The sequence below is a fragment of the Bordetella sp. genome (assembly GCF_051960075.1).
Taxonomy (GTDB): Bacteria; Pseudomonadota; Gammaproteobacteria; order Burkholderiales; family Burkholderiaceae_B; genus Bordetella.
The window spans coordinates 1-16,980 of the sequence record NZ_JBQCER010000098.1 but is presented as its reverse complement, the minus strand read 5'-3'; the positions used below and the strand labels follow the sequence as shown (position 1 = coordinate 16,980).

The 16,980-nt window shown below is 66.3% G+C and carries 17 protein-coding genes; 11 read left to right on the top strand and 6 right to left on the bottom strand.

All coding sequences use genetic code 11. From position 1 onward, the window contains the following. Positions 1-88 precede the first annotated feature (88 nt). Positions 89-1,006, bottom strand: a complete 918-nt coding sequence (locus ACTHJ1_RS17335; protein ID WP_440195016.1) for a LysR family transcriptional regulator — start codon at positions 1,004-1,006, stop codon at positions 89-91. A 101-nt stretch (positions 1,007-1,107) separates the two neighbouring features. Here ACTHJ1_RS17335 and ACTHJ1_RS17330 point away from each other — a divergent pair, with 101 nt between their 5' ends. From ACTHJ1_RS17330 to ACTHJ1_RS17280, 11 genes are read left to right on the top strand one after another with little or no spacing between them, the layout of a single operon-like run. Then, positions 1,108-1,809 carry a fumarylacetoacetate hydrolase family protein gene (locus tag ACTHJ1_RS17330; protein WP_440195013.1) on the top strand — a complete coding sequence of 234 codons (702 nt, stop codon included), beginning with the start codon at positions 1,108-1,110 and terminating at the stop codon, positions 1,807-1,809. Next, a complete protein-coding gene (gene maiA / locus ACTHJ1_RS17325) occupies positions 1,809-2,450 on the top strand; it encodes a maleylacetoacetate isomerase (RefSeq protein WP_440195010.1) in 642 nt (213 codons plus the stop codon). Before ACTHJ1_RS17330 ends, maiA begins: the two co-directional genes overlap by 1 nt. 10 nt (positions 2,451-2,460) lie before the next feature. Next, positions 2,461-2,841: a chorismate mutase gene (locus ACTHJ1_RS17320; RefSeq protein ID WP_440195007.1), complete on the top strand. Its 381-nt coding sequence runs from the start codon at positions 2,461-2,463 to the stop codon at positions 2,839-2,841. Next, a complete protein-coding gene (locus tag ACTHJ1_RS17315) occupies positions 2,838-3,854 on the top strand; it encodes a Bug family tripartite tricarboxylate transporter substrate binding protein (RefSeq protein ID WP_440195004.1) in 1,017 nt (338 codons plus the stop codon). The genes ACTHJ1_RS17320 and ACTHJ1_RS17315 overlap by 4 nt, the downstream gene beginning before the upstream one ends. 46 nt (positions 3,855-3,900) lie before the next feature. After that, positions 3,901-5,277, top strand: a complete 1,377-nt coding sequence (locus ACTHJ1_RS17310) for an FAD-dependent oxidoreductase (protein ID WP_440195001.1) — start codon at positions 3,901-3,903, stop codon at positions 5,275-5,277. Next, positions 5,274-6,470 carry a 3-hydroxybenzoate 6-monooxygenase gene (locus ACTHJ1_RS17305; RefSeq protein WP_440194999.1) on the top strand — a complete coding sequence of 399 codons (1,197 nt, stop codon included), beginning with the start codon at positions 5,274-5,276 and terminating at the stop codon, positions 6,468-6,470. Before ACTHJ1_RS17310 ends, ACTHJ1_RS17305 begins: the two co-directional genes overlap by 4 nt. 47 nt (positions 6,471-6,517) lie before the next feature. Next, positions 6,518-7,702 carry an ABC transporter substrate-binding protein gene (locus tag ACTHJ1_RS17300; protein ID WP_440194996.1) on the top strand — a complete coding sequence of 395 codons (1,185 nt, stop codon included), beginning with the start codon at positions 6,518-6,520 and terminating at the stop codon, positions 7,700-7,702. Positions 7,703-7,737: 35 nt separating this feature from the next. Further along, positions 7,738-8,652: a branched-chain amino acid ABC transporter permease gene (locus ACTHJ1_RS17295; RefSeq protein ID WP_440194993.1), complete on the top strand. Its 915-nt coding sequence runs from the start codon at positions 7,738-7,740 to the stop codon at positions 8,650-8,652. Positions 8,653-8,660: 8 nt separating this feature from the next. Then, entirely contained in the window at positions 8,661-9,629 is a 969-nt protein-coding gene (locus tag ACTHJ1_RS17290; RefSeq protein ID WP_440194991.1) for a branched-chain amino acid ABC transporter permease, read from the top strand. Then, on the top strand, positions 9,622-10,395 hold the full coding sequence (locus tag ACTHJ1_RS17285; protein ID WP_440194988.1) for an ABC transporter ATP-binding protein: 774 nt from the start codon (positions 9,622-9,624) through the stop codon (positions 10,393-10,395). The genes ACTHJ1_RS17290 and ACTHJ1_RS17285 overlap by 8 nt, the downstream gene beginning before the upstream one ends. Further along, complete coding sequence (locus ACTHJ1_RS17280) at positions 10,395-11,099, top strand: ABC transporter ATP-binding protein (RefSeq protein WP_440194986.1); 705 nt, start codon at positions 10,395-10,397, stop codon at positions 11,097-11,099. Before ACTHJ1_RS17285 ends, ACTHJ1_RS17280 begins: the two co-directional genes overlap by 1 nt. A 241-nt stretch (positions 11,100-11,340) precedes the next feature. Here ACTHJ1_RS17280 and ACTHJ1_RS17275 read toward each other — a convergent pair whose 3' ends face one another. From ACTHJ1_RS17275 to ACTHJ1_RS17255, 5 genes are all read right to left on the bottom strand, one after another. Further along, the gene (locus ACTHJ1_RS17275; RefSeq protein WP_440194984.1) at positions 11,341-12,432 is read right to left on the bottom strand and encodes a cupin domain-containing protein; all 1,092 of its coding nucleotides are present in this window, start codon (positions 12,430-12,432) and stop codon (positions 11,341-11,343) included. Between the two features lie 182 nt (positions 12,433-12,614). Further along, on the bottom strand, positions 12,615-13,625 hold the full coding sequence (locus tag ACTHJ1_RS17270) for a Bug family tripartite tricarboxylate transporter substrate binding protein (protein ID WP_440194981.1): 1,011 nt from the start codon (positions 13,623-13,625) through the stop codon (positions 12,615-12,617). 179 nt (positions 13,626-13,804) lie between these two features. Then, on the bottom strand, positions 13,805-14,545 hold the full coding sequence (locus ACTHJ1_RS17265) for an amino acid ABC transporter ATP-binding protein (protein ID WP_440194978.1): 741 nt from the start codon (positions 14,543-14,545) through the stop codon (positions 13,805-13,807). A 21-nt stretch (positions 14,546-14,566) separates the two neighbouring features. Beyond that, positions 14,567-15,667 (bottom strand): amino acid ABC transporter permease, encoded by a 1,101-nt coding sequence (locus ACTHJ1_RS17260; protein WP_440194976.1) that lies wholly within the window; start codon positions 15,665-15,667, stop codon positions 14,567-14,569. Between the two features lies 1 nt (position 15,668). After that, positions 15,669-16,850 carry an amino acid ABC transporter permease gene (locus ACTHJ1_RS17255; RefSeq protein ID WP_440194973.1) on the bottom strand — a complete coding sequence of 394 codons (1,182 nt, stop codon included), beginning with the start codon at positions 16,848-16,850 and terminating at the stop codon, positions 15,669-15,671. Between the last annotated feature and the right edge of the window lie 130 nt (positions 16,851-16,980).

Below are 16,980 nucleotides of genomic sequence, written 5' to 3'. Positions count from 1 at the left end.
TGTCGATGAACGAAACGGGCCGGCGCGAACCGCCAGCGCATCACCCGGTCATGCTATCACCGCGCCCGCGGCCGATGCGACGAACCGGTCAGGAGCCCGCGGCGACGACCTCGCGTATGCAGTCCATCGCCACCTGAACCGCTTGCGGGCGAAAGCTTTCGCGACGCCAATACAGCGCCACCGCGCCGAACCCCGACAAGCTTATCGGCAGTACGCGCAAGGTGTTCATCTGCGCCAGGCGCAGGGCCGCCCGATGCGAGGCCACGCCGATCATGTCGCTGTTGTTGAGCAGCGTGAGGTTGCTCGTCACCGAGTTCGTCTCTACCGCGTCGCGCGGGATCGCCTGGCCGGCGTCGGCCAGCGCTTTCTCCAGCGCCGTGCGCACCGGCGTGCCCTGCGGCCAGACGATCCAGCGGTAATCGCGCAGATCGTCCCAGCCCAGCGGCGAGCGAGACAGCAGCGGGTGATCGGGCCGCGTCACCATGTGAATGGGGTCGCGGTAAAGCGGCTCGGTCTCGATGCCCGGCTCCGTGCCCCCCGGCATCGCCCGGCCCATGACCAAGTCCAGATCGCCCTGCGCCAGCTGCTCGAGCAGACGGTCCGTCGTGCCCTCGACCAGGCTCACATGGGCCTGAGGCATGCGCTCGAACAGGCGCAGCATGGCCAGCGGCGCCGTATCGGAAGCCGCCGCGCCCGAAGCGCCGATCACCACCCGGCCGGCGCTGCCTTCGCGCAGGGCGGCCATATCGCCGCTGGCGCGGTCCAGCTGCGCATCCAGACGGCGCGCGTGCTCGATCAGTACCTCGCCGTATTGCGTGGGAATCAGTCCGCGCGCGTGGCGCTCGAACAGCGGCAGCCCGATGTCCTGCTCCAGATCCTTCAGCCATTTCGACAGACCGGGCTGGGTCGTGTTGAGCAGGGTCGCCGAATGGCTGATGTTGCGGGTCTGCGCCAGGCTGAGCAGCATCCGGACGTTGCGCAGCCGCAGGCGATGAGTCCAGTCCATGACCACCCCAATGTATATGTTTTATGGCATGAATTAGAAGATTAAATCATTTTAAATCGTATATCTGGGTCACCATAATGGGCCAAATACAAGGAGACACCATGTCCTACGTTTTCGCCCCCCAGGCCACCATCGGCGTGCCCGTCGTCGGCAGCAAAGACCTCTTCCCCGTACGCCGCGTGTATTGCGTGGGCCGCAATTACGCCGCACACGCCCGCGAAATGGGCTTCGATCCCGACCGCGAGCCGCCCTTTTTCTTCTGCAAGCCGGCCGACGCCGTCGTGCCCGTGGCTCGTGGCGATACGCTCGCGTTGCCCTACCCCAGCGAAACCCGCAACTACCACTACGAGATCGAACTGGTCGCGGCCATTGGCAAGGCCGGCGCCGATATTTCCATCGAGCAGGCCCTGGAACACGTGTGGGGCTATGCCGTGGGCCTGGACATGACGCGCCGCGACCTGCAGATGACGATGCGCGAAGCCGGCCGCCCCTGGGAACTGGGCAAGGCCTTCGACCTGAGTGCGCCCATAGGGCCGTTGTATCCTGCGGATCAAGCCGGCGACATCCACAAGGCCAGCATATGGCTCAAGGTCAACGGCGAAACCAGGCAATCCAGCGAAATCCCCAAGCTGATCTGGTCGGTGGCCGAGACAGTGTCCTATCTGTCGAAGTTCTTCCGTCTGGAACCGGGCGACCTGATTTACACGGGCACCCCGGAGGGCGTGGGGCCCGTCGTGGCCGGCGATCTGATGGAAGGCGGCGTGGACGGTCTGGGCACCCTCAACGTTCGAGTGACCAAATAATGCAGATCTACAGCTTCTTCAACAGTTCCACTTCGTACCGTGTGCGCATCGCCCTGGGGCTCAAGGGCCTGCCTTACGACTACCAGGCCGTGGACATTCGCGCCAAGCAGCACCGCGAGCCCGGCTACGTCGCGCTCAATCCCAACGCCAACGTGCCGCTGCTGCGCGACGACGGTTTCGACCTGGGCCAATCGCTGGCCATCATCGACTATCTCGACGCCACGCACCCCGAGCCGCGCCTGATACCGACCGACGCCAGGCTGCGCGCCCGCGTGCTGGAATTGAGCTATGCCGTCGCCTGCGACATTCATCCGGTGAACAATCTGCGCATCCTCAAATATCTGGTCAAAGAGCTGGGCGTCACGCCCGAGCAGAAAGACGCGTGGTATGCCCACTGGATCCACGAGGGCCTGACCGCCGTCGAGGCGCTGCTGGTGCGCCACGGCGGCGAGGGCAACTATTGCTTCGGCGATGCGCCCACCCTGGCCGACTGCTGCCTGGTGCCGCAGGTGTTCAATGCCCTGCGCAACAAGTGCGACCTGGCGCCCTTCCCGCGCGCCTTGCAGATCTACGAACACTGCCTGCAGCAGCCGGCGTTCAAAAACGCCGCCCCCAGCGCCCAGCCCGATTTTCAGGCATGAGGACGCACCGATGAGCGCGCAGGAGCCCGATGCGCAGAGTGGGCCGCTGCGCGCCTATGCCGACCCGGCCTACCGGCCGCTGTGCGGCACGCTCGCCCAAGTGCGAGAGAACATCGATCGCCTGGACGACGACATCGTGCGGCTCATCGCGCAACGCGCCATGTATGTGAAAGACGCGGCGCGCTTCAAGCGCGACGCCTTTCAGGTGAGCGCGCCCGCGCGCCAGGCCGAGGTCTACGCCAAGGTGCGCGCCTTGGCCCGCAAGCACGACCTGGGCTTCGACAATCTGGAAGATGTCGTGGAAACTGCCTATCGCGCCCTGGTGGCGGCCTTCATCGCCAACGAACAGGCGTATTTCGACAAGATGAAAAATATCGGAGACTCAGCATGAACAAGATCGCCCCCCCCGGATTGTTGCGGCGCAAGTTCCTGGCCGCAGGCATGGCCGCGCTGGCGTTGACCGCCGGCGCGGCGAGCACGGCGCCCTCGGCCCATGCGGCCGCCTGGCCCAGCCAGCCCTTGCGGCTCATCGTGCCTTTCGGCGCAGGTTCCAGCCCCGACCAGATGTCGCGCGTCATCGGCGAGAAGCTCGGCAAGATCCTGGGCCAGAACGTGATCATCGTGAACCGCCCCGGCGCCAGCGGCAATCTCGGCACTTTCGACATGGCCAACGCCAAGCCCGACGGCTACACCTTCGGCATCTCGATCACCGGTCCGCTGGTGAACAACACGTTGATCTACAAAAAGCTGCCCTACAACCCCGTCACCGATCTGGCGCCCCTGACGCTGGCCGTGCACCAGCCCAATGTGCTGGTCGTGCCGGCCGCTTCGGGCATCACCACCGTGCAGGGCCTGCTGGATGCGCTCCGGAAGAATCCCGGCAAGTTCAATTTCCCGTCGCCGGGGGTGGGCACCATCTCGCAACTGGCCGTGGAGCTGATGCTGCAGCACACGCATACGCAAGCCACTCACATCGCCTATTCGTCTTCGCCCGATGCGCTGACGTCGCTGCTGGCCGGCAACACCCAGTTCGCCGCCCTGCCGCTGAGCTCGGTCATGGCCATGATCAAGGACGGCAGGCTGCGGGCGCTGGCCGTCACCTTCCCCAAGCGCTCGCCGCTCCTGCCGGATGTGCCCACGCTGAAAGAATCCGGCGTGCCCGGTGTCGAAGGCTCGGCCTGGGCCGGCTTCGTGATCTCGTCCAAGGTGCCGGCGGGCATCCGCAAGAAGTTGTCCGACGCCCTGATCCAGGCCATTCACGACCCCGCTGTCAGCCAGAAGCTGACCGTGATGTACATGGATCCGGTGGGCAGCACGCCGGCGCAGTTCAGCGACTACATGCATCAAGAGCTCAACCGCTGGGGCCCGCTCATCAAGAAGCTGGGGCTCGCAGGCTCGCTTTGACAGAGTGCGCGCCGAAAAAAAACCAGAGCGGCGCCAGGAGGACGACATGATGATCACCGAACCCGCCCGGCAGGTTCCGCTGCACGGCGAGTATGACGTCGCGGTGCTCGGCGGCGGCCCTGCCGGCATCCTCGCCGCAGCCAGCGCGGCGCGCAACGGCGCGCGCGTGCTGCTGATCGAGCGCTACGGCTTTCTGGGCGGCATGGGCACGGCGGCAGGCGTGTCCAACTTCTGCGGCCTGCATGCCAATGTGCACGGCCGCATACGCCAGGTCGTGCACGGCATGACCGACGAACTGCTCGATCGCATGCGCGCCCTGGACGGGTTGAACGAACCGCACCTGATCCTGGGCAAGATCCACGCACAGGCCTACGACATCTCGGCCTTCAAGTGCGCCGCGGACAGCCTGGTCCAGCATTGCGGCGTCGAGCTGCTGTTCCATGCGCTGGCTACCGGCACGACGCGCGGCGCCGACGGCCGGCTCGACGCGCTGTTGCTGGAGACCAAGTCCGGGCGCCGCGCGGTGCTCGCCCGCACCTTCATCGACTGCTCGGGCGATGCCGACCTGGCGCACTGGGCCGGCCTGCCCTACGAGAAGGGCGACTCGGCCGGGCACATGATGTATCCCACGCTGATGTTCAAGGTCGGCAATGTCGACGGCGCGCGCGCGCAAGAGGCCTGGAAGACCATCCCTAAACTGATGGACGAGGCCCAGGCCAGCGGCGAATTCACCTTCCCGCGGCGCGGCGCCATCGTGCGCCCGCAAAAGCACGACTACGAATGGCGCGTCAACGTGACGCAGTTGGCCAACCGCGACGGTTCGGCCGCCGACGGCACCGACGCGCTCTCGCTGTCGGCCGCCGAGCTCGAAGGACGCCGGCAGATCGTCGATTACCTCTCCTTTCTGCGTGCCAAAGTGCCAGGCTTCGAGAAAGCCTACATCCTGGATATCGCGCCGCAGCTGGGCATACGCGAGACCCGCCGCGTCGTCGGCCAATACCTGCTCACGCGCGAAGACGTGCTGGGCTGCGCGGACTTTCCCGACAGCATCGGCGTGAACGGCTGGCCGCTGGAAATCCATACGGCCGGCGATGTGCAGTGGGTCTGGCCGCCCGTTCCCGAATCGCGCGGCTACAACCAGCTGCCTTTTCGCATGATCGTGCCCAGGCAAGGCCCGGGCATCCCCGACAACGTGCTGGTGGCGGGCCGCTGCGCCTCCATGACGCACGAAGGCCAGTCGGCTGCGCGCGTGAGCGGCAGCTGCTTCGTCATGGGCGAAGCGGCGGGCACCGCGGCTGCCTTGGCCTTGCGCGCCGGCATCGCGCCCGCGCAACTGGCGCCGCAAGCGCTGCAACAGCAACTCGAACGCCAGGGCGTATTCCTGGGCGCTCGCGAGGAATCACCGGAGACCGCACTGCAATGAACACTCAATCGGCCATTGTCGTGGGCGGGGGCATCGGCGGCCTGGCCGCCGCGCTGGCCCTGACCCGCCAGGGCATCCGCGTACAACTGCTGGAGCAGGCCGCGCACATCGGCGAGATCGGCGCCGGCATCCAGCTCGGCCCCAATGCCTTCGCCGCGCTCGATGCGCTGGGCGTGGGCCGCATCGCCCGCCAGCGCGCCGTTTTCACCGACCACATCATCATGATGGACGCGGTCGACAACAGCGAAGTCGTGCGCATCGAAACGGGCAAGGCGTTCCAGGAGCGCTTCAACGGCCCTTACGCCGTGATCCACCGCGCCGATATCCACGGCGCCATTTTGGAAGGCGTGCAGCACGATCCGCTCATCTCCTTTCACACTTCGACCCACATCACGGGCTTCACGCAGACCGACGACTACGCCGAGGTGACCGACGCTCAGGGCAAGTCCTATCGCGCCGACATCGTGGTGGGCTGCGACGGCGTCAAGTCGGTGGTGCGCCAGAGCCTCATCGGCGATCCGCCGCGCGTGACCGGCCACGTGGTCTACCGCGCCGTGGTCGAGCGCGAGAACATGCCCGAAGATCTGCGCATCAACGCCCCCGTGCTGTGGGCCGGGCCGCGCTGCCATCTGGTGCACTACCCGCTGCGCGGCGGCGCGCAATACAACCTGGTCGTGACCTTCCACAGCCGCGAACAGGAAGAATGGGGCGTGCGCGACGGCAGCAAGGAAGAAGTGCTGTCCTACTTCCAGGGCATACATGCCAGACCGCGCCAGCTGCTGGACCGCCCGACCTCGTGGCGCCGCTGGGCCACGGCCGACCGCGAGCCGGTCGAACAATGGAGCTACGGCCGCGCCACCATCCTGGGCGATGCCGCCCACCCCATGTCGCAGTACATGGCCCAGGGCGCCTGCATGGCGCTTGAAGACGCCGTCACACTGGGCCTGGCCGTGGCGCAGCACAAGGACGACCTGCGCGCCGCGTTCAAGCTGTACGAATCGCTGCGCATCCCGCGCAGCGCCCGCGTGCTCTGGTCCACGCGCGAGATGGGACGCATCTATCACGCCCAGGGCGTGGAGCGGGCCGTGCGCAATTCGTTGTGGCAGGGCCGCTCGCAGCAATCCTTCTACGACGCGCTGCAGTGGCTGTACGGCTGGAACGCCGACAACTGCATGAGCGGCATCAGGCTCTGATTTCAATCCGTCCGGATCTCAATAATTTCAATACCGAGGAGACACTCATGAAGAACCACGCACTGCACCGCATCGCCGCCGTCCTGCTGCTCGCCCTGGCGGGCAGCGGCCCGGCCATGGCCCAGACCGTCAAGCCCGTGAAGATCGGCTTCATCGGCACCCTGTCCACCCCCGCCGGCTACATCGGCGAGGACGAGCACGACGCCTTCATGCTGGCCGTCAAGGAAGGCGGCGGCAAGCTGGGCGGCGTGCCCGTGGACGTGGTGGTCGAGGACGACGGCCTCAAACCAGCCAACGCCAAGCAGATCGCCGACAAGATGGTGCAGGACGGCATCCGCCTCTTCACCGGCATCACCTTCTCCAACGTGATGGCCGCCGTGGGCCCGACCGTGCTCAACGCAGGCGGCTTCTACGTCAGCCTGAACTCCGGCCCGTCGAACTATGCCGGCAAGGCCTGCAATAAAAACTTCTTCTCGGTCGCCTTCGAAAACGACTCGTACAGCGACACCGCCGGCGACGTGGCCAACGAGCTGGGCATCAAGAAAATGGTCGTGATGGCGCCCAACTACCAGGCTGGCCGCGATGCGGTGAACGGATTCAAGAGCGCCTACAAAGGCCAGCTCGTCGACGAGATCTACACCAAGCTCGACCAGTCCGACTTTTCGGTGGAGCTGGCGCGCGTGCGCTCGCTCGCGCCCGAGGCGATCTTCCAGTTCCATCCGGGCGGCGCCGGCAGCAACCTGGCCAAGCAGTTCGCCAACTCGGGCCTGTCCGACAAGATCAAGATGATCACCCCCATCTACTCGATGGACGACCGCATGCTGGCCGCCAGCGGCGCGGCCGCCAAGGGCTACTACCTGAGCTCGCCGTGGAGCGCCGACCTGCCCAACGCGCAGAACCAGCATTTCATGCAGGCCTTCGAGGCGGCCTATCACCGTACGCCCACGGTCTACGCGGCCCAGGCCTACGATACGGCCAACCTGATCGCCTCGGCGCTCAAGGCGGTCGACGGCGACGTCACCGGCAAGGCCGACGCCTTCCGCGCAGCGCTGCAAAAGGCCGACTTCGCCACCGTGCGCGGCCACTTCAAGTTCGCCGCCAACCACTACCCCATCCAGGACTGGTACCTGCTGCACATCGAAGACAACGGCTCGGGCAAGCTGGTCTACAAGAACGTGAAGGTCATCGCGCACGATCACGTCGACCCGTACGTCAGCCAGTGCAAGATGTAAGCGGCCAGGCCTGTTAACGGTAAAAGGAGCCACGCATGCTGATGCTCTTGGAGCAGCTGCTCAATGGCCTGCAGTACAGCGCGCTGCTGTTCCTGCTGTCGGCCGGCCTGACGCTGGTGTTCGGAATCATGAACGTCATCAACCTGACGCATGGCTCCTTCTACATGGTCGGCGCGTTCTGCGCGGCCGCCGCGGTCGCCAAGACCGGCTCCTTCCTGGCCGCCATGCTGGCGGCGCTGGTGGGCGCCGGCCTGTACGGCCTGGTCATCGAGCTGCTGGTGATCCGACACCTCTACCGGCGCGACCACCTGGACCAGGTGCTGGCGACGCTGGGCCTGGCGCTCTTCACCGACGAGCTGGTCTCGGTGCTGTTCGGCCGCAGCCCGCCGTTCATGAGCATCCCGCCGGCCCTGGCCGGTTCGGTGCTCGTGCTGCCCGGCCTGGCCTACCCGGTGATGCGGCTGGCCTTCATCGCCGCCGGCGCGCTGGTGGCCGTGGGCCTGTGGTGGCTGATCTCGCGCACCCGGGTCGGCATGCTGGTGCGCGCCGGCGCCGACGACGGCGAGATGGTCGACGCGCTGGGCGTGAACGTGCAGCGCCTCTTCACGCTGATCTTCTCGCTGGGCGCGCTGCTGTGCGGCTTTGCCGGCGTGATGGCGGCGCCGCTGCTGGCCGTGCAGATCGGCATGGGCGAGCGCATCCTCATCACCACGTTCGTGGTGATCGTGGTGGGCGGCGTAGGATCGGTGCGCGGCGCGCTGGTGGGGTCGCTGCTCATCGGCATGACCGACGCGCTGGGGCGCGCCTTCATTCCCACACTCACGTCCATGGTGCTGCCGCCGCAGCTGAGCGATCCGCTCAGCGCCAGCCTGGTGTCGGCCAGCATCTACATCCTGATGGCCATCGTGCTGCTGTTCAAGCCGCGCGGCCTCGTCCCCGCGCGCCACTGAGAAAGCCCATGACCCGCAAAGCAATCATCAACGCGGCCGGCCTGCTGCTGTTCGCGCTGGCCCCGCTCATCGCCGCGGCCACGGGCAAGACCTTCCTGGTCAGCCTGTGCACGCAGTTCGCCATCTACGCCCTGGCCGCGGTCAGCCTGGACCTGATCCTGGGCTACGGCGCCCTGATCAGCTTCGGCCACGCCGCCTTTTTCGCCCTGGGCGGCTACACGGTGGGCATCGTCGGCTTTCACATGAGCCAGGGCGACACCCTCCTGGGCTGGGCCGGCAGCCATTCGGCGCTGGTCATCTGGCCGCTGGCCGTGATCGTCGCGGCGCTGGTCGGCCTGGTCATCGGCTTTCTGTCGCTGCGCACCTCGGGCGTGCAGTTCATCATGATCACCCTGGCTTTCAGCCAGATGGTGTATTTCGTCCTGGTGGGCCTGATGGTCTACGGCGGCGACGACGGCCTGGCCATCGATGCGCGCAACACCCTGCCCGGCATCAATCTGGCCTCGCCCGACGTCTTCTACTACACCTGCCTGGCGCTCATGGTGCTGTGGATCGCGCTGTGCCGGCGCATCGTGCACTCGCCCTTCGGCATGGCCCTGCGCGGCCTGAAGCAGAACGCGCGCCGCAGCGTGGGCCTGGGCTATGCGCCGCTGCGCTACCGCATCACCGCCTTCGTGCTGTCGGCGGCCGGCACCGGCCTGGCCGGCGCGCTCTGGGCCAACTACGCGCTCTTCGTCAGCCCCGACATGGCGGCCTGGCAGAAGTCGGGCGAGTTCATGTCCATGGTCATCCTGGGCGGCATGGGGTCGATCTTCGGCCCCGTGGCCGGCACGGTGGTGTACCTGGGCCTGGAACAGGCGACGGCGGCCTATACCGAACACTGGATGCTGATCATGGGACCGGTGCTGGTGCTGGTGGTGCTGTTCGGCAAGCGCGGCATCTACGGCTGGCTCACCGGAGGCAAGTACCATGACTGAACAGGCCAGGCTCGACATACGCGACCTGCGCAAGTCCTTCGGCGCGGTCAGCGCCACGCAGGGCGTGGACCTGACCGTGCGGCCGGGCGAACTGCACGCGCTCATCGGCCCCAACGGCGCGGGCAAGACCACCCTGCTGTCGCAGATCGGCGGCGAGATCCTGCCCGACGCCGGCAGCATCTTGCTGGACGGCCGCGACATTACCCGCATGCCGGCGCACCAGCGTCCCGCTGCGGGGCTGGCGCGCTCGTTCCAGATCAGCCAGGTCTATCCGGAGTTCACCGTCGAGGACAACGCGGCCATGGCGGTGCAGGCGCACATGCCGGGCGGCTTCAATCTGTGGCGCAACGCCCGGCGCGATGCGCGCCTGCGCGAACCGGCCCGCCGCGCGCTGGAACGCGCGGGCCTGGGACACCGCCTGGACGAGCGCGTGGCCAACTTGGCCCATGGCGAGAAGCGCCAGCTCGAACTGGCCATGGCCCTGTGCATGGACGCGACGCTGCTGCTGCTGGACGAGCCCATGGCCGGCCTGGGGGCCGAGGAGTCGCTGCGCATGGCCGCGCTGCTGCGCGAGCTCAAGGGGCAATACGCCATTTTGCTGGTCGAGCACGACATGGACATCGTGTTCTCGCTGGCAGACCGCGTCACCGTGCTGGTCTACGGCAAGACGATCTTCACCGGCACGCCGGACGAAGTGCGCAACCATCCCGATGTACGCGCCGCGTATCTGGGAGAAGAGGACACCGGCACGGAGGGCGGACAATAATGCTGCACGTCGAGAAACTCGAATCGGGCTATGGCCCCAGCAAGGTGCTGTTCGGCGTGGACCTGGAAATCGCGCCGCGCCAGGTGGTCTCGCTCATCGGCCGCAACGGCATGGGCAAGACCACCACGGTCAAGACGCTGATGGGCATGCTGCCCGCGCAGGGCGGGCGCGTGACGCTCGACGGCAAGTCCATCGCCAGCCTGGCGCCGCACCGCATCGCGCGGCTGGGCCTGGGCCTGGTGCCCGAAGGCCGGCGCGTGTTTCCTTCGCTGTCGGTGGAAGAAAACCTGCTGGCCACGGCGCGTGTCGGCGATTCGGGCAACAGCGCGAGCTGGCACCTGGGCCGCGTCTACGAACTCTTTCCGCGCCTGCAGGAGCGGCGCCAGCAGTCGGCCCGCACGCTGTCGGGCGGCGAGCAGCAGATGCTGGCCGTGGGCCGCGCGCTGCTGACCAATCCGCGGCTATTGATTCTGGACGAGGCTACCGAGGGCCTGGCGCCGCTCATACGGCAGGAGATCTGGCATTGCCTGCGCCGCCTGAAGGAAGACGGCCAGACCATTCTGGTAATCGACAAGAACCTCAAGGAAATGGCCACGCTGGTCGATCGGCATCACGTGCTGGAGAAGGGGCGCGTGGTCTGGGAGGGGACGCCGCAGGCGTTCGGGCAGAACCCCGAGCTGGCCAATCGGTATCTGGGGGTCTAGGGTCTGTTGCGGTCAGGTTTCGAGGACTTGGAGGCTTGCGATTGAGTTCTTGAGACGTCCATCGTGTTCGGGCCGAGGGGGCAGGCAGAGACCTGGTCGGCCGACTCGGCCCCTGAACGAGGCCTCGGCCCGAGCACAATGAACTTGCACCGAGACTGAGCAGGGTCCAGTCAGCCCCTGCGGCTGGAGCATGACGCTTCGCTCAGCGTCAGGAATGCACACGCACAAAGCACGTGTTGAACTACCCGCGCTCAACAACCTCGCTACGGTCGAAATGCAGACGCTCCATGATGGGCGCATCGGAAAAGCGAAACAGGTCGAACGCCGTCTCGGCCTGCAGCGACCACGTCACCCAGCTCGGTACGACGAAGATGTCGCCCTTCTCCAGCTTGTGGGTCGTCTCGCCCAGCACCACCGCTCCGCGCCCTTCGAACACCTGGAATACCGACGAGCCGACCTCGCGCCGCAGCGCGGTGGCCGTGCCCGCGCGCAGGCGATGGAACTCGGCGCGGATGGTCGGCATGACGTCGCCGCCGGTCGTCGGGTTGGTGTAGCGGATCGCCGCATGGCCCGACTCGACGACGCCGGGGTGGCCTTCGTCCTCGAGCTTGAGCTGTTCGGCCAGGGCGCGGTCGGTATGGACCCAGCGATAGGCGCCGATGGGCGAGGCCACCGTGCTGCGTGGCCCCGACACGGGCCGCAACCCGGGGTGGCACCACAGGCGCTCGCTGCGCGAGACGTCCGGCGTGCTCCGGTCGGTCAGGCCGTCGGTGCCCACTTCGAAAAAGCCCACGTCGTTGGTATAGCTGAAGGGAATGTCCAACCCGTCGAGCCAGGCCATGGGCGTATCGCGCACGTTCTGGTGGCCGTGAAAGCACCAGCCCGGCGTGAGCAGGAAGTCGCCGCGGCTCATGTGCACCGGATCGCCATTGACGACGGTCCACACGCCCTCGCCTTCGACCACGAAGCGGAAAGCGTTCTGCGAGTGGCGGTGCTCGGGCGCGGTCTCGTGCGGCCCGAGATACTGGATCGCGCACCACAGCGTGGGCGAGACATAGGCCACGCCGCCCAACCCCGGATTGGCCAGCCCGATGGCCCGGCGCTCGCCGCCGCGGCCCACCGGCACCAGGTCGCCGGACTGCTTGGCCAGCGCGTACAGCTCGGACCACTGCCAGACGTGCGGCAGCGCGCGCGGCATGGGATGCCGCGGCATCAGGTTGCCGGTCTGCGTCCAGAGCGGATTGAGGTGATTGGATTTGAAATCGGCATAGAGCTGGCGCAGCGCGGGGGTGTCGTCCGGCTGCCCGCCATGCGCTTTTTGTTCGCTCATCATGGTCTTGTTCCTCCTCGTTGCCTCGGCTTGGGCATGCCTTGCATTCTATCTGCCGGGATATACGGCAAATAATGGGATTTTCGTATCAACCATATTCCGGATCACATGGATAGAACACGCAATAAAAAGCGGCTTTTCCCCTCTCGGGAAAAGCCGCCCTCATGCGCGACGCGTGCCGGCGATCAGTTCACATGCGCGCCCGAGGCCTTCACGATCTGCTTGTACTTGGCCTTTTCACGCTTGACGAACTCGGTGAACTGGGCCACGGACATGGGCTGGATGTCGGACCCCATCGACAGCAGCAGCTTGCGCACGTCGGGCTGGCGCAGCGCGTCGGCATAGGCTTTGTTCAGCTTGTTCACGACCGCCGGCGGCGTGCCGCCGGTGGTGATGATGCCAAACCAGGTGCCCAGGTCGAAGTCCTTCACGCCCGCCTGCTCCATGGTGGGCAGGTCGGGCAGCAGCGAAGAGCGCTTGGCCGTGGTCACGGCCAGCGCCAGCACCTTGCCGTCCTTGATCAGGCCTGCCGAAGACGCCAGATTATCGAACATGAAATCGGACTGGCCAGACAGCAGCGCCAGTTGCGCCGGCGCCGCGCCCTGGTAGGGGATATGCTCGGTCTTGACGCCCGCGCGCAGGTTGAACAGCGCCCCCGCGAGGTGGCCCGCGCTGCCGTTGCCGCCCGAACCGAAGTTGAGCTTGCCCGGATGCGCCTTGGCGTAGGCGATCAGGTCGTGCACGGTCTTGATGTGGTTCTTCTGTGCGAAGGCCAGGTTGACCTCCAGCACATTGGGTACCGAGGCCACGATGGTGACGGGCGCGAAATCCTTGTCGGGATTGAAGGGCAGCTTGCTGTACAGCCAGGGGTTGATGGCGTTGATGGCCACCGCCCCCATGCCCAGCGTGTAGCCGTCCGGCGGCGCCTTGGCGATCAGGTCGGCGCCGATGTCGCCGCCCGCGCCGGCGCGGTTCTCGACGACGACGGGCTGCCCCAGCTCGGCCTGCACCTTTTTAGCCAGCAGGCGCGACGTGGTGTCCAGCGGGCCGCCGGGCGGATAAGGCACGATGAAGCGCAGCGGCTTGTCGGGATAGGCGCCGGCCGCCTGGGCGGACAAGGGCGCCATGGACAAACCCGCGGCCAGCGCCAGGGCGCCGCCCACGACGATACGACGGGGTAGGGAAAAGCGTGACATGCGTTGTCTCCTTGTGGGCAAATCGGCCAAGCATACTCCAGGCTACCTCTCGGCCTGCTTAAGCGCGCGGCTTGAAATCTGCCGAGACAGCAGCTAGGTCACCGGCATGACGAACACCTCGCCCGCCTGTGCCGGCGCGACACGGCCGACGCCTCAAACACTCAAATAACGACAGCAATTCAATGCAGTATCTGACTCAAGAACAACTTGGTTCTTTCGTTCTGGGGATGATCGAAAAACGCATCCGGCTTGTTCTCTTCGATGATCTCGCCGCGATCCATGAAGATCACCCGGTCGGCCACCTTGCGCGCGAACCCCATCTCGTGCGTCACGCACAGCATGGTCATGCCGGAATCGTGCGCCAGGCCCACCATCACGTCCAGCACCTCCTTGACCATTTCCGGATCGAGCGCCGACGTCGGCTCGTCGAACAGCATGATCTTGGGACTCATGCACAGCGAGCGCGCGATCGCCACGCGCTGCTGCTGGCCGCCCGACAGCTGCCCGGGATACTTGTCGGCCTGATCGGGAATGCGCACGCGCTCCAGATACTTCATGGCCGTTTCCCGGGCCTGGGCCAAAGGCTGCTTGAGCACCCAGCTCGGCCCCAGCGTCAGATTTTCCAGCACCGTCAGATGCGGAAAAAGATTGAAGTGTTGAAACACCATGCCCACATCGCGGCGTATGGCCTCGATCTGGCGCAGATCGTTGGTGAGCTCGGTGCCGTCGACGACGATGCTCCCTTGCTGATGCTCCTCCAGCCGGTTGATGCAGCGGATCAGCGTGGACTTGCCCGAGCCCGAGGGGCCGCAGATCACGATGCGCTCGCCGCGCGCCACCTCGAGATTGATATTGCGCAACACGTGGAACTGCCCGTACCACTTGTTGACGTCGCGCATGCGGATGATGGCGTCTGCCATGCAATGTGACTCCTGGAGTGCCTAGCGCGAATATCCGGTGCCGAGCCGCTTTTCCAGCGCCCGGCCGTACTTGGACATCGCGAAGCAGAACGCGAAATAGATCAGCCCGACGAACACATAGCCCTCGGCGCTGAAGCCGCGCCAGGCGATGTCCGCCATCGCCGTCTTGACCGTGAGCATCAAGTCGAACGTGCCGATGATGATGACCAGCGACGTGTCTTTGAAAAGCCCGATGAACGTGCTGACGATGGGCGGGACCACCAGGCGCAGCGCCTGCGGCAGAATGATCTTGCGCATCATCTGCCAGTAGGACAGGCCGAGCGATTCCGCGCCCTCGTACTGCCCCTTGGGTATGGCCTGCAAGCCGCCGCGCACGATCTCGGCGATATAGGCGGCCGTGAACAGGATGATGGCGATCTGCGCGCGCAGCAGCTTGTCGATGTCGAAACCCTCGGGAAAGAACAGAGGCAGCATCACCGACGCCATGAAGAGCAGACTGATGAGCGGCACGCCGCGGATCAGTTCGATATAGACCACGCACAGCGTGCGAATAGCCGGCATGCGCGAGCGCCGCCCCAGGGCCAGGACGACGCCCAGCGGAAACGCCGCCCCGATGCCGAACACCGACAGCATCAGCGTGATCGGCAGGCCGCCCCAGAGCGTGTCCTCTACGTGGGGGAGGCCCAGTACACCGCCCCACATCAACACGCCCGACGCCGCCAGCCCCGCGATCCAGATGAAAACGAGCCGGACGTTCCAGAAGCGGCGCATGCCGCTGGCCGCGACCGTGGCGATCATGATGACCGTCGCCAGCATCGGCCGCCATTGCTGCTCGTAGGGATAGGTGCCGAAAAGGATGAAGCGATGCTTGTCGGCGATGAAGGCCCAGCACGCGCCGGCGGGATCGGCGCGGCAGGCTTCGGGGGTGCCCGTCCAGTGCGCCTTGATGAGCAGCCAGTCGGCCAGCGGCGGCAACGCCATGAGCAGCAGCCATGCCGCCAGTACGGTCAAAAGGGTATTGAGCGGCGACGAGAACAGCCGCTCGCGCAGCCAATGCCTCGCGCCGACGCGATCGGTCGGCGGCGGCAGGCCGTCTTCGGGGATGCGTCGGTCGGCGCTCACTTCAGCGCTCCACCAGCGCGACGCGGCGGTTGTACCAATTCATGAAGAAGGCGATCGTCAGGCTCACGGTGAGATAAGCTGCCATGATGAGCAGCACTCCTTCGATCGCCTGTCCCGTCTGGTTCATCATGGTGTCCAGAATCGACACGATATCGGGATAGCCGATGGCCACGGCCAGCGAGCTGTTCTTGACCAGATTGAGATACTGGCTGGTCATGGGCGGCACGATCACGCGCAGTGCCTGCGGCAGCACCACCAGGCGCAGCACCAGGCCGCGGCGCAGGCCCAGGGAGTTGGCTGCCTCCCACTGGCCGGCATCGACCGCCTGTATGCCCGCGCGCACCACCTCGGCGGTAAAAGCCGTGGTGTAGACGACAAGGCCTACGAGCAGCGCCGCCAGCTCCGGGCTGAGCGTCCAGCCGCCGGCGAAATTGAACCCCTTGAGAACGGGCGCTTCGAGCGTCAAGTGGCGGCCGCTCAGCAGCCAGCCAAGACACGGCAGCGCCAGGAGCAGCCCCAGCGCCCAGCGTCCCAGCGCAAAAGGCTGCCCGGTGGCCTGCTGGCGCCGCCTGCCCCAAAACCGCAGGAAGACGATGCCGGCCAGCGCGGCGGCCAGACCCAGCAGCATCCAATCGAACGACACGCCGCGCAGCGCCGGGACCTTCAGGCCGCGATTGGAAAGAAAGACATCCGGCAGCGGCCGATGCGCCTGGCGCGGCCCCGGCATGCTCTCGGTGATGATCGAATACCAGAAGAACAATTGCAGCAGCAGCGGCACATTGCGCACGGCCTCGACGTAGACCATGGCCAGCTTGGCGATCAGCCAGTTGCGCGACAGCCGGCCGATGCCGACGAGCGTGCCCAGCAGCGTGGAGAACACCACGCCCAGCGCCGAAACCAGCAGGGTATTGAGAACGCCGACCCAGATGGCCCGGCCATAGGTGCTGGCCGGCGTATAGTCCAGCAGGGTCTCGCCGATATCGAAGCCGGCTTCGCGATGCAAAAAAGCGAAGCCGGTGGTGATGTGGCGCGCGCTGAGGTTGTGCAGCAGGTTGGAAATCAGGAACCAGACCGCCAGCGCGACGGCTCCGACCGCCACGACCTGGTAGATCGCCGAGCGCACGCCCGGGTCATGCCAGCCGAGTCGCCGCGCGGGCGGCCTGCGAGAAGAGGTGGAATTCATGTCGGACAAGAGACGCGGGGGGGGGGGGGGCGCGGACCCCCCCCCCCCCCCCCGGGGGGGGGGGGGGAGGGGGGCGGGCCACCCACATAAAAAAAACCCCCAGGGAAGTTGTCTGGGGGGACCCGCACCG

Excerpts from the sequence above, each read along its gene's own strand:
- ACTHJ1_RS17290 (WP_440194991.1), top strand. The coding sequence starts at position 8,661 with ATGACCCGCAAAGCAATCATCAACGCGGCCGGCCTGCTGCTGTTCGCG.
- maiA (WP_440195010.1), top strand. The coding sequence starts at position 1,809 with ATGCAGATCTACAGCTTCTTCAACAGTTCCACTTCGTACCGTGTGCGC.
- ACTHJ1_RS17320 (WP_440195007.1), top strand. The coding sequence starts at position 2,461 with ATGAGCGCGCAGGAGCCCGATGCGCAGAGTGGGCCGCTGCGCGCCTAT.
- ACTHJ1_RS17305 (WP_440194999.1), top strand. The coding sequence starts at position 5,274 with ATGAACACTCAATCGGCCATTGTCGTGGGCGGGGGCATCGGCGGCCTG.
- ACTHJ1_RS17300 (WP_440194996.1), top strand. The coding sequence starts at position 6,518 with ATGAAGAACCACGCACTGCACCGCATCGCCGCCGTCCTGCTGCTCGCC.
- ACTHJ1_RS17310 (WP_440195001.1), top strand. The coding sequence starts at position 3,901 with ATGATGATCACCGAACCCGCCCGGCAGGTTCCGCTGCACGGCGAGTAT.
- ACTHJ1_RS17280 (WP_440194986.1), top strand. The coding sequence starts at position 10,395 with ATGCTGCACGTCGAGAAACTCGAATCGGGCTATGGCCCCAGCAAGGTG.
- ACTHJ1_RS17330 (WP_440195013.1), top strand. The coding sequence starts at position 1,108 with ATGTCCTACGTTTTCGCCCCCCAGGCCACCATCGGCGTGCCCGTCGTC.
- ACTHJ1_RS17270 (WP_440194981.1), bottom strand. The coding sequence starts at position 13,625 with ATGTCACGCTTTTCCCTACCCCGTCGTATCGTCGTGGGCGGCGCCCTG.
- ACTHJ1_RS17295 (WP_440194993.1), top strand. The coding sequence starts at position 7,738 with ATGCTGATGCTCTTGGAGCAGCTGCTCAATGGCCTGCAGTACAGCGCG.
- ACTHJ1_RS17255 (WP_440194973.1), bottom strand. The coding sequence starts at position 16,850 with ATGAATTCCACCTCTTCTCGCAGGCCGCCCGCGCGGCGACTCGGCTGG.
- ACTHJ1_RS17315 (WP_440195004.1), top strand. The coding sequence starts at position 2,838 with ATGAACAAGATCGCCCCCCCCGGATTGTTGCGGCGCAAGTTCCTGGCC.
- ACTHJ1_RS17335 (WP_440195016.1), bottom strand. The coding sequence starts at position 1,006 with ATGGACTGGACTCATCGCCTGCGGCTGCGCAACGTCCGGATGCTGCTC.
- ACTHJ1_RS17275 (WP_440194984.1), bottom strand. The coding sequence starts at position 12,432 with ATGATGAGCGAACAAAAAGCGCATGGCGGGCAGCCGGACGACACCCCC.
- ACTHJ1_RS17265 (WP_440194978.1), bottom strand. The coding sequence starts at position 14,545 with ATGGCAGACGCCATCATCCGCATGCGCGACGTCAACAAGTGGTACGGG.
- ACTHJ1_RS17285 (WP_440194988.1), top strand. The coding sequence starts at position 9,622 with ATGACTGAACAGGCCAGGCTCGACATACGCGACCTGCGCAAGTCCTTC.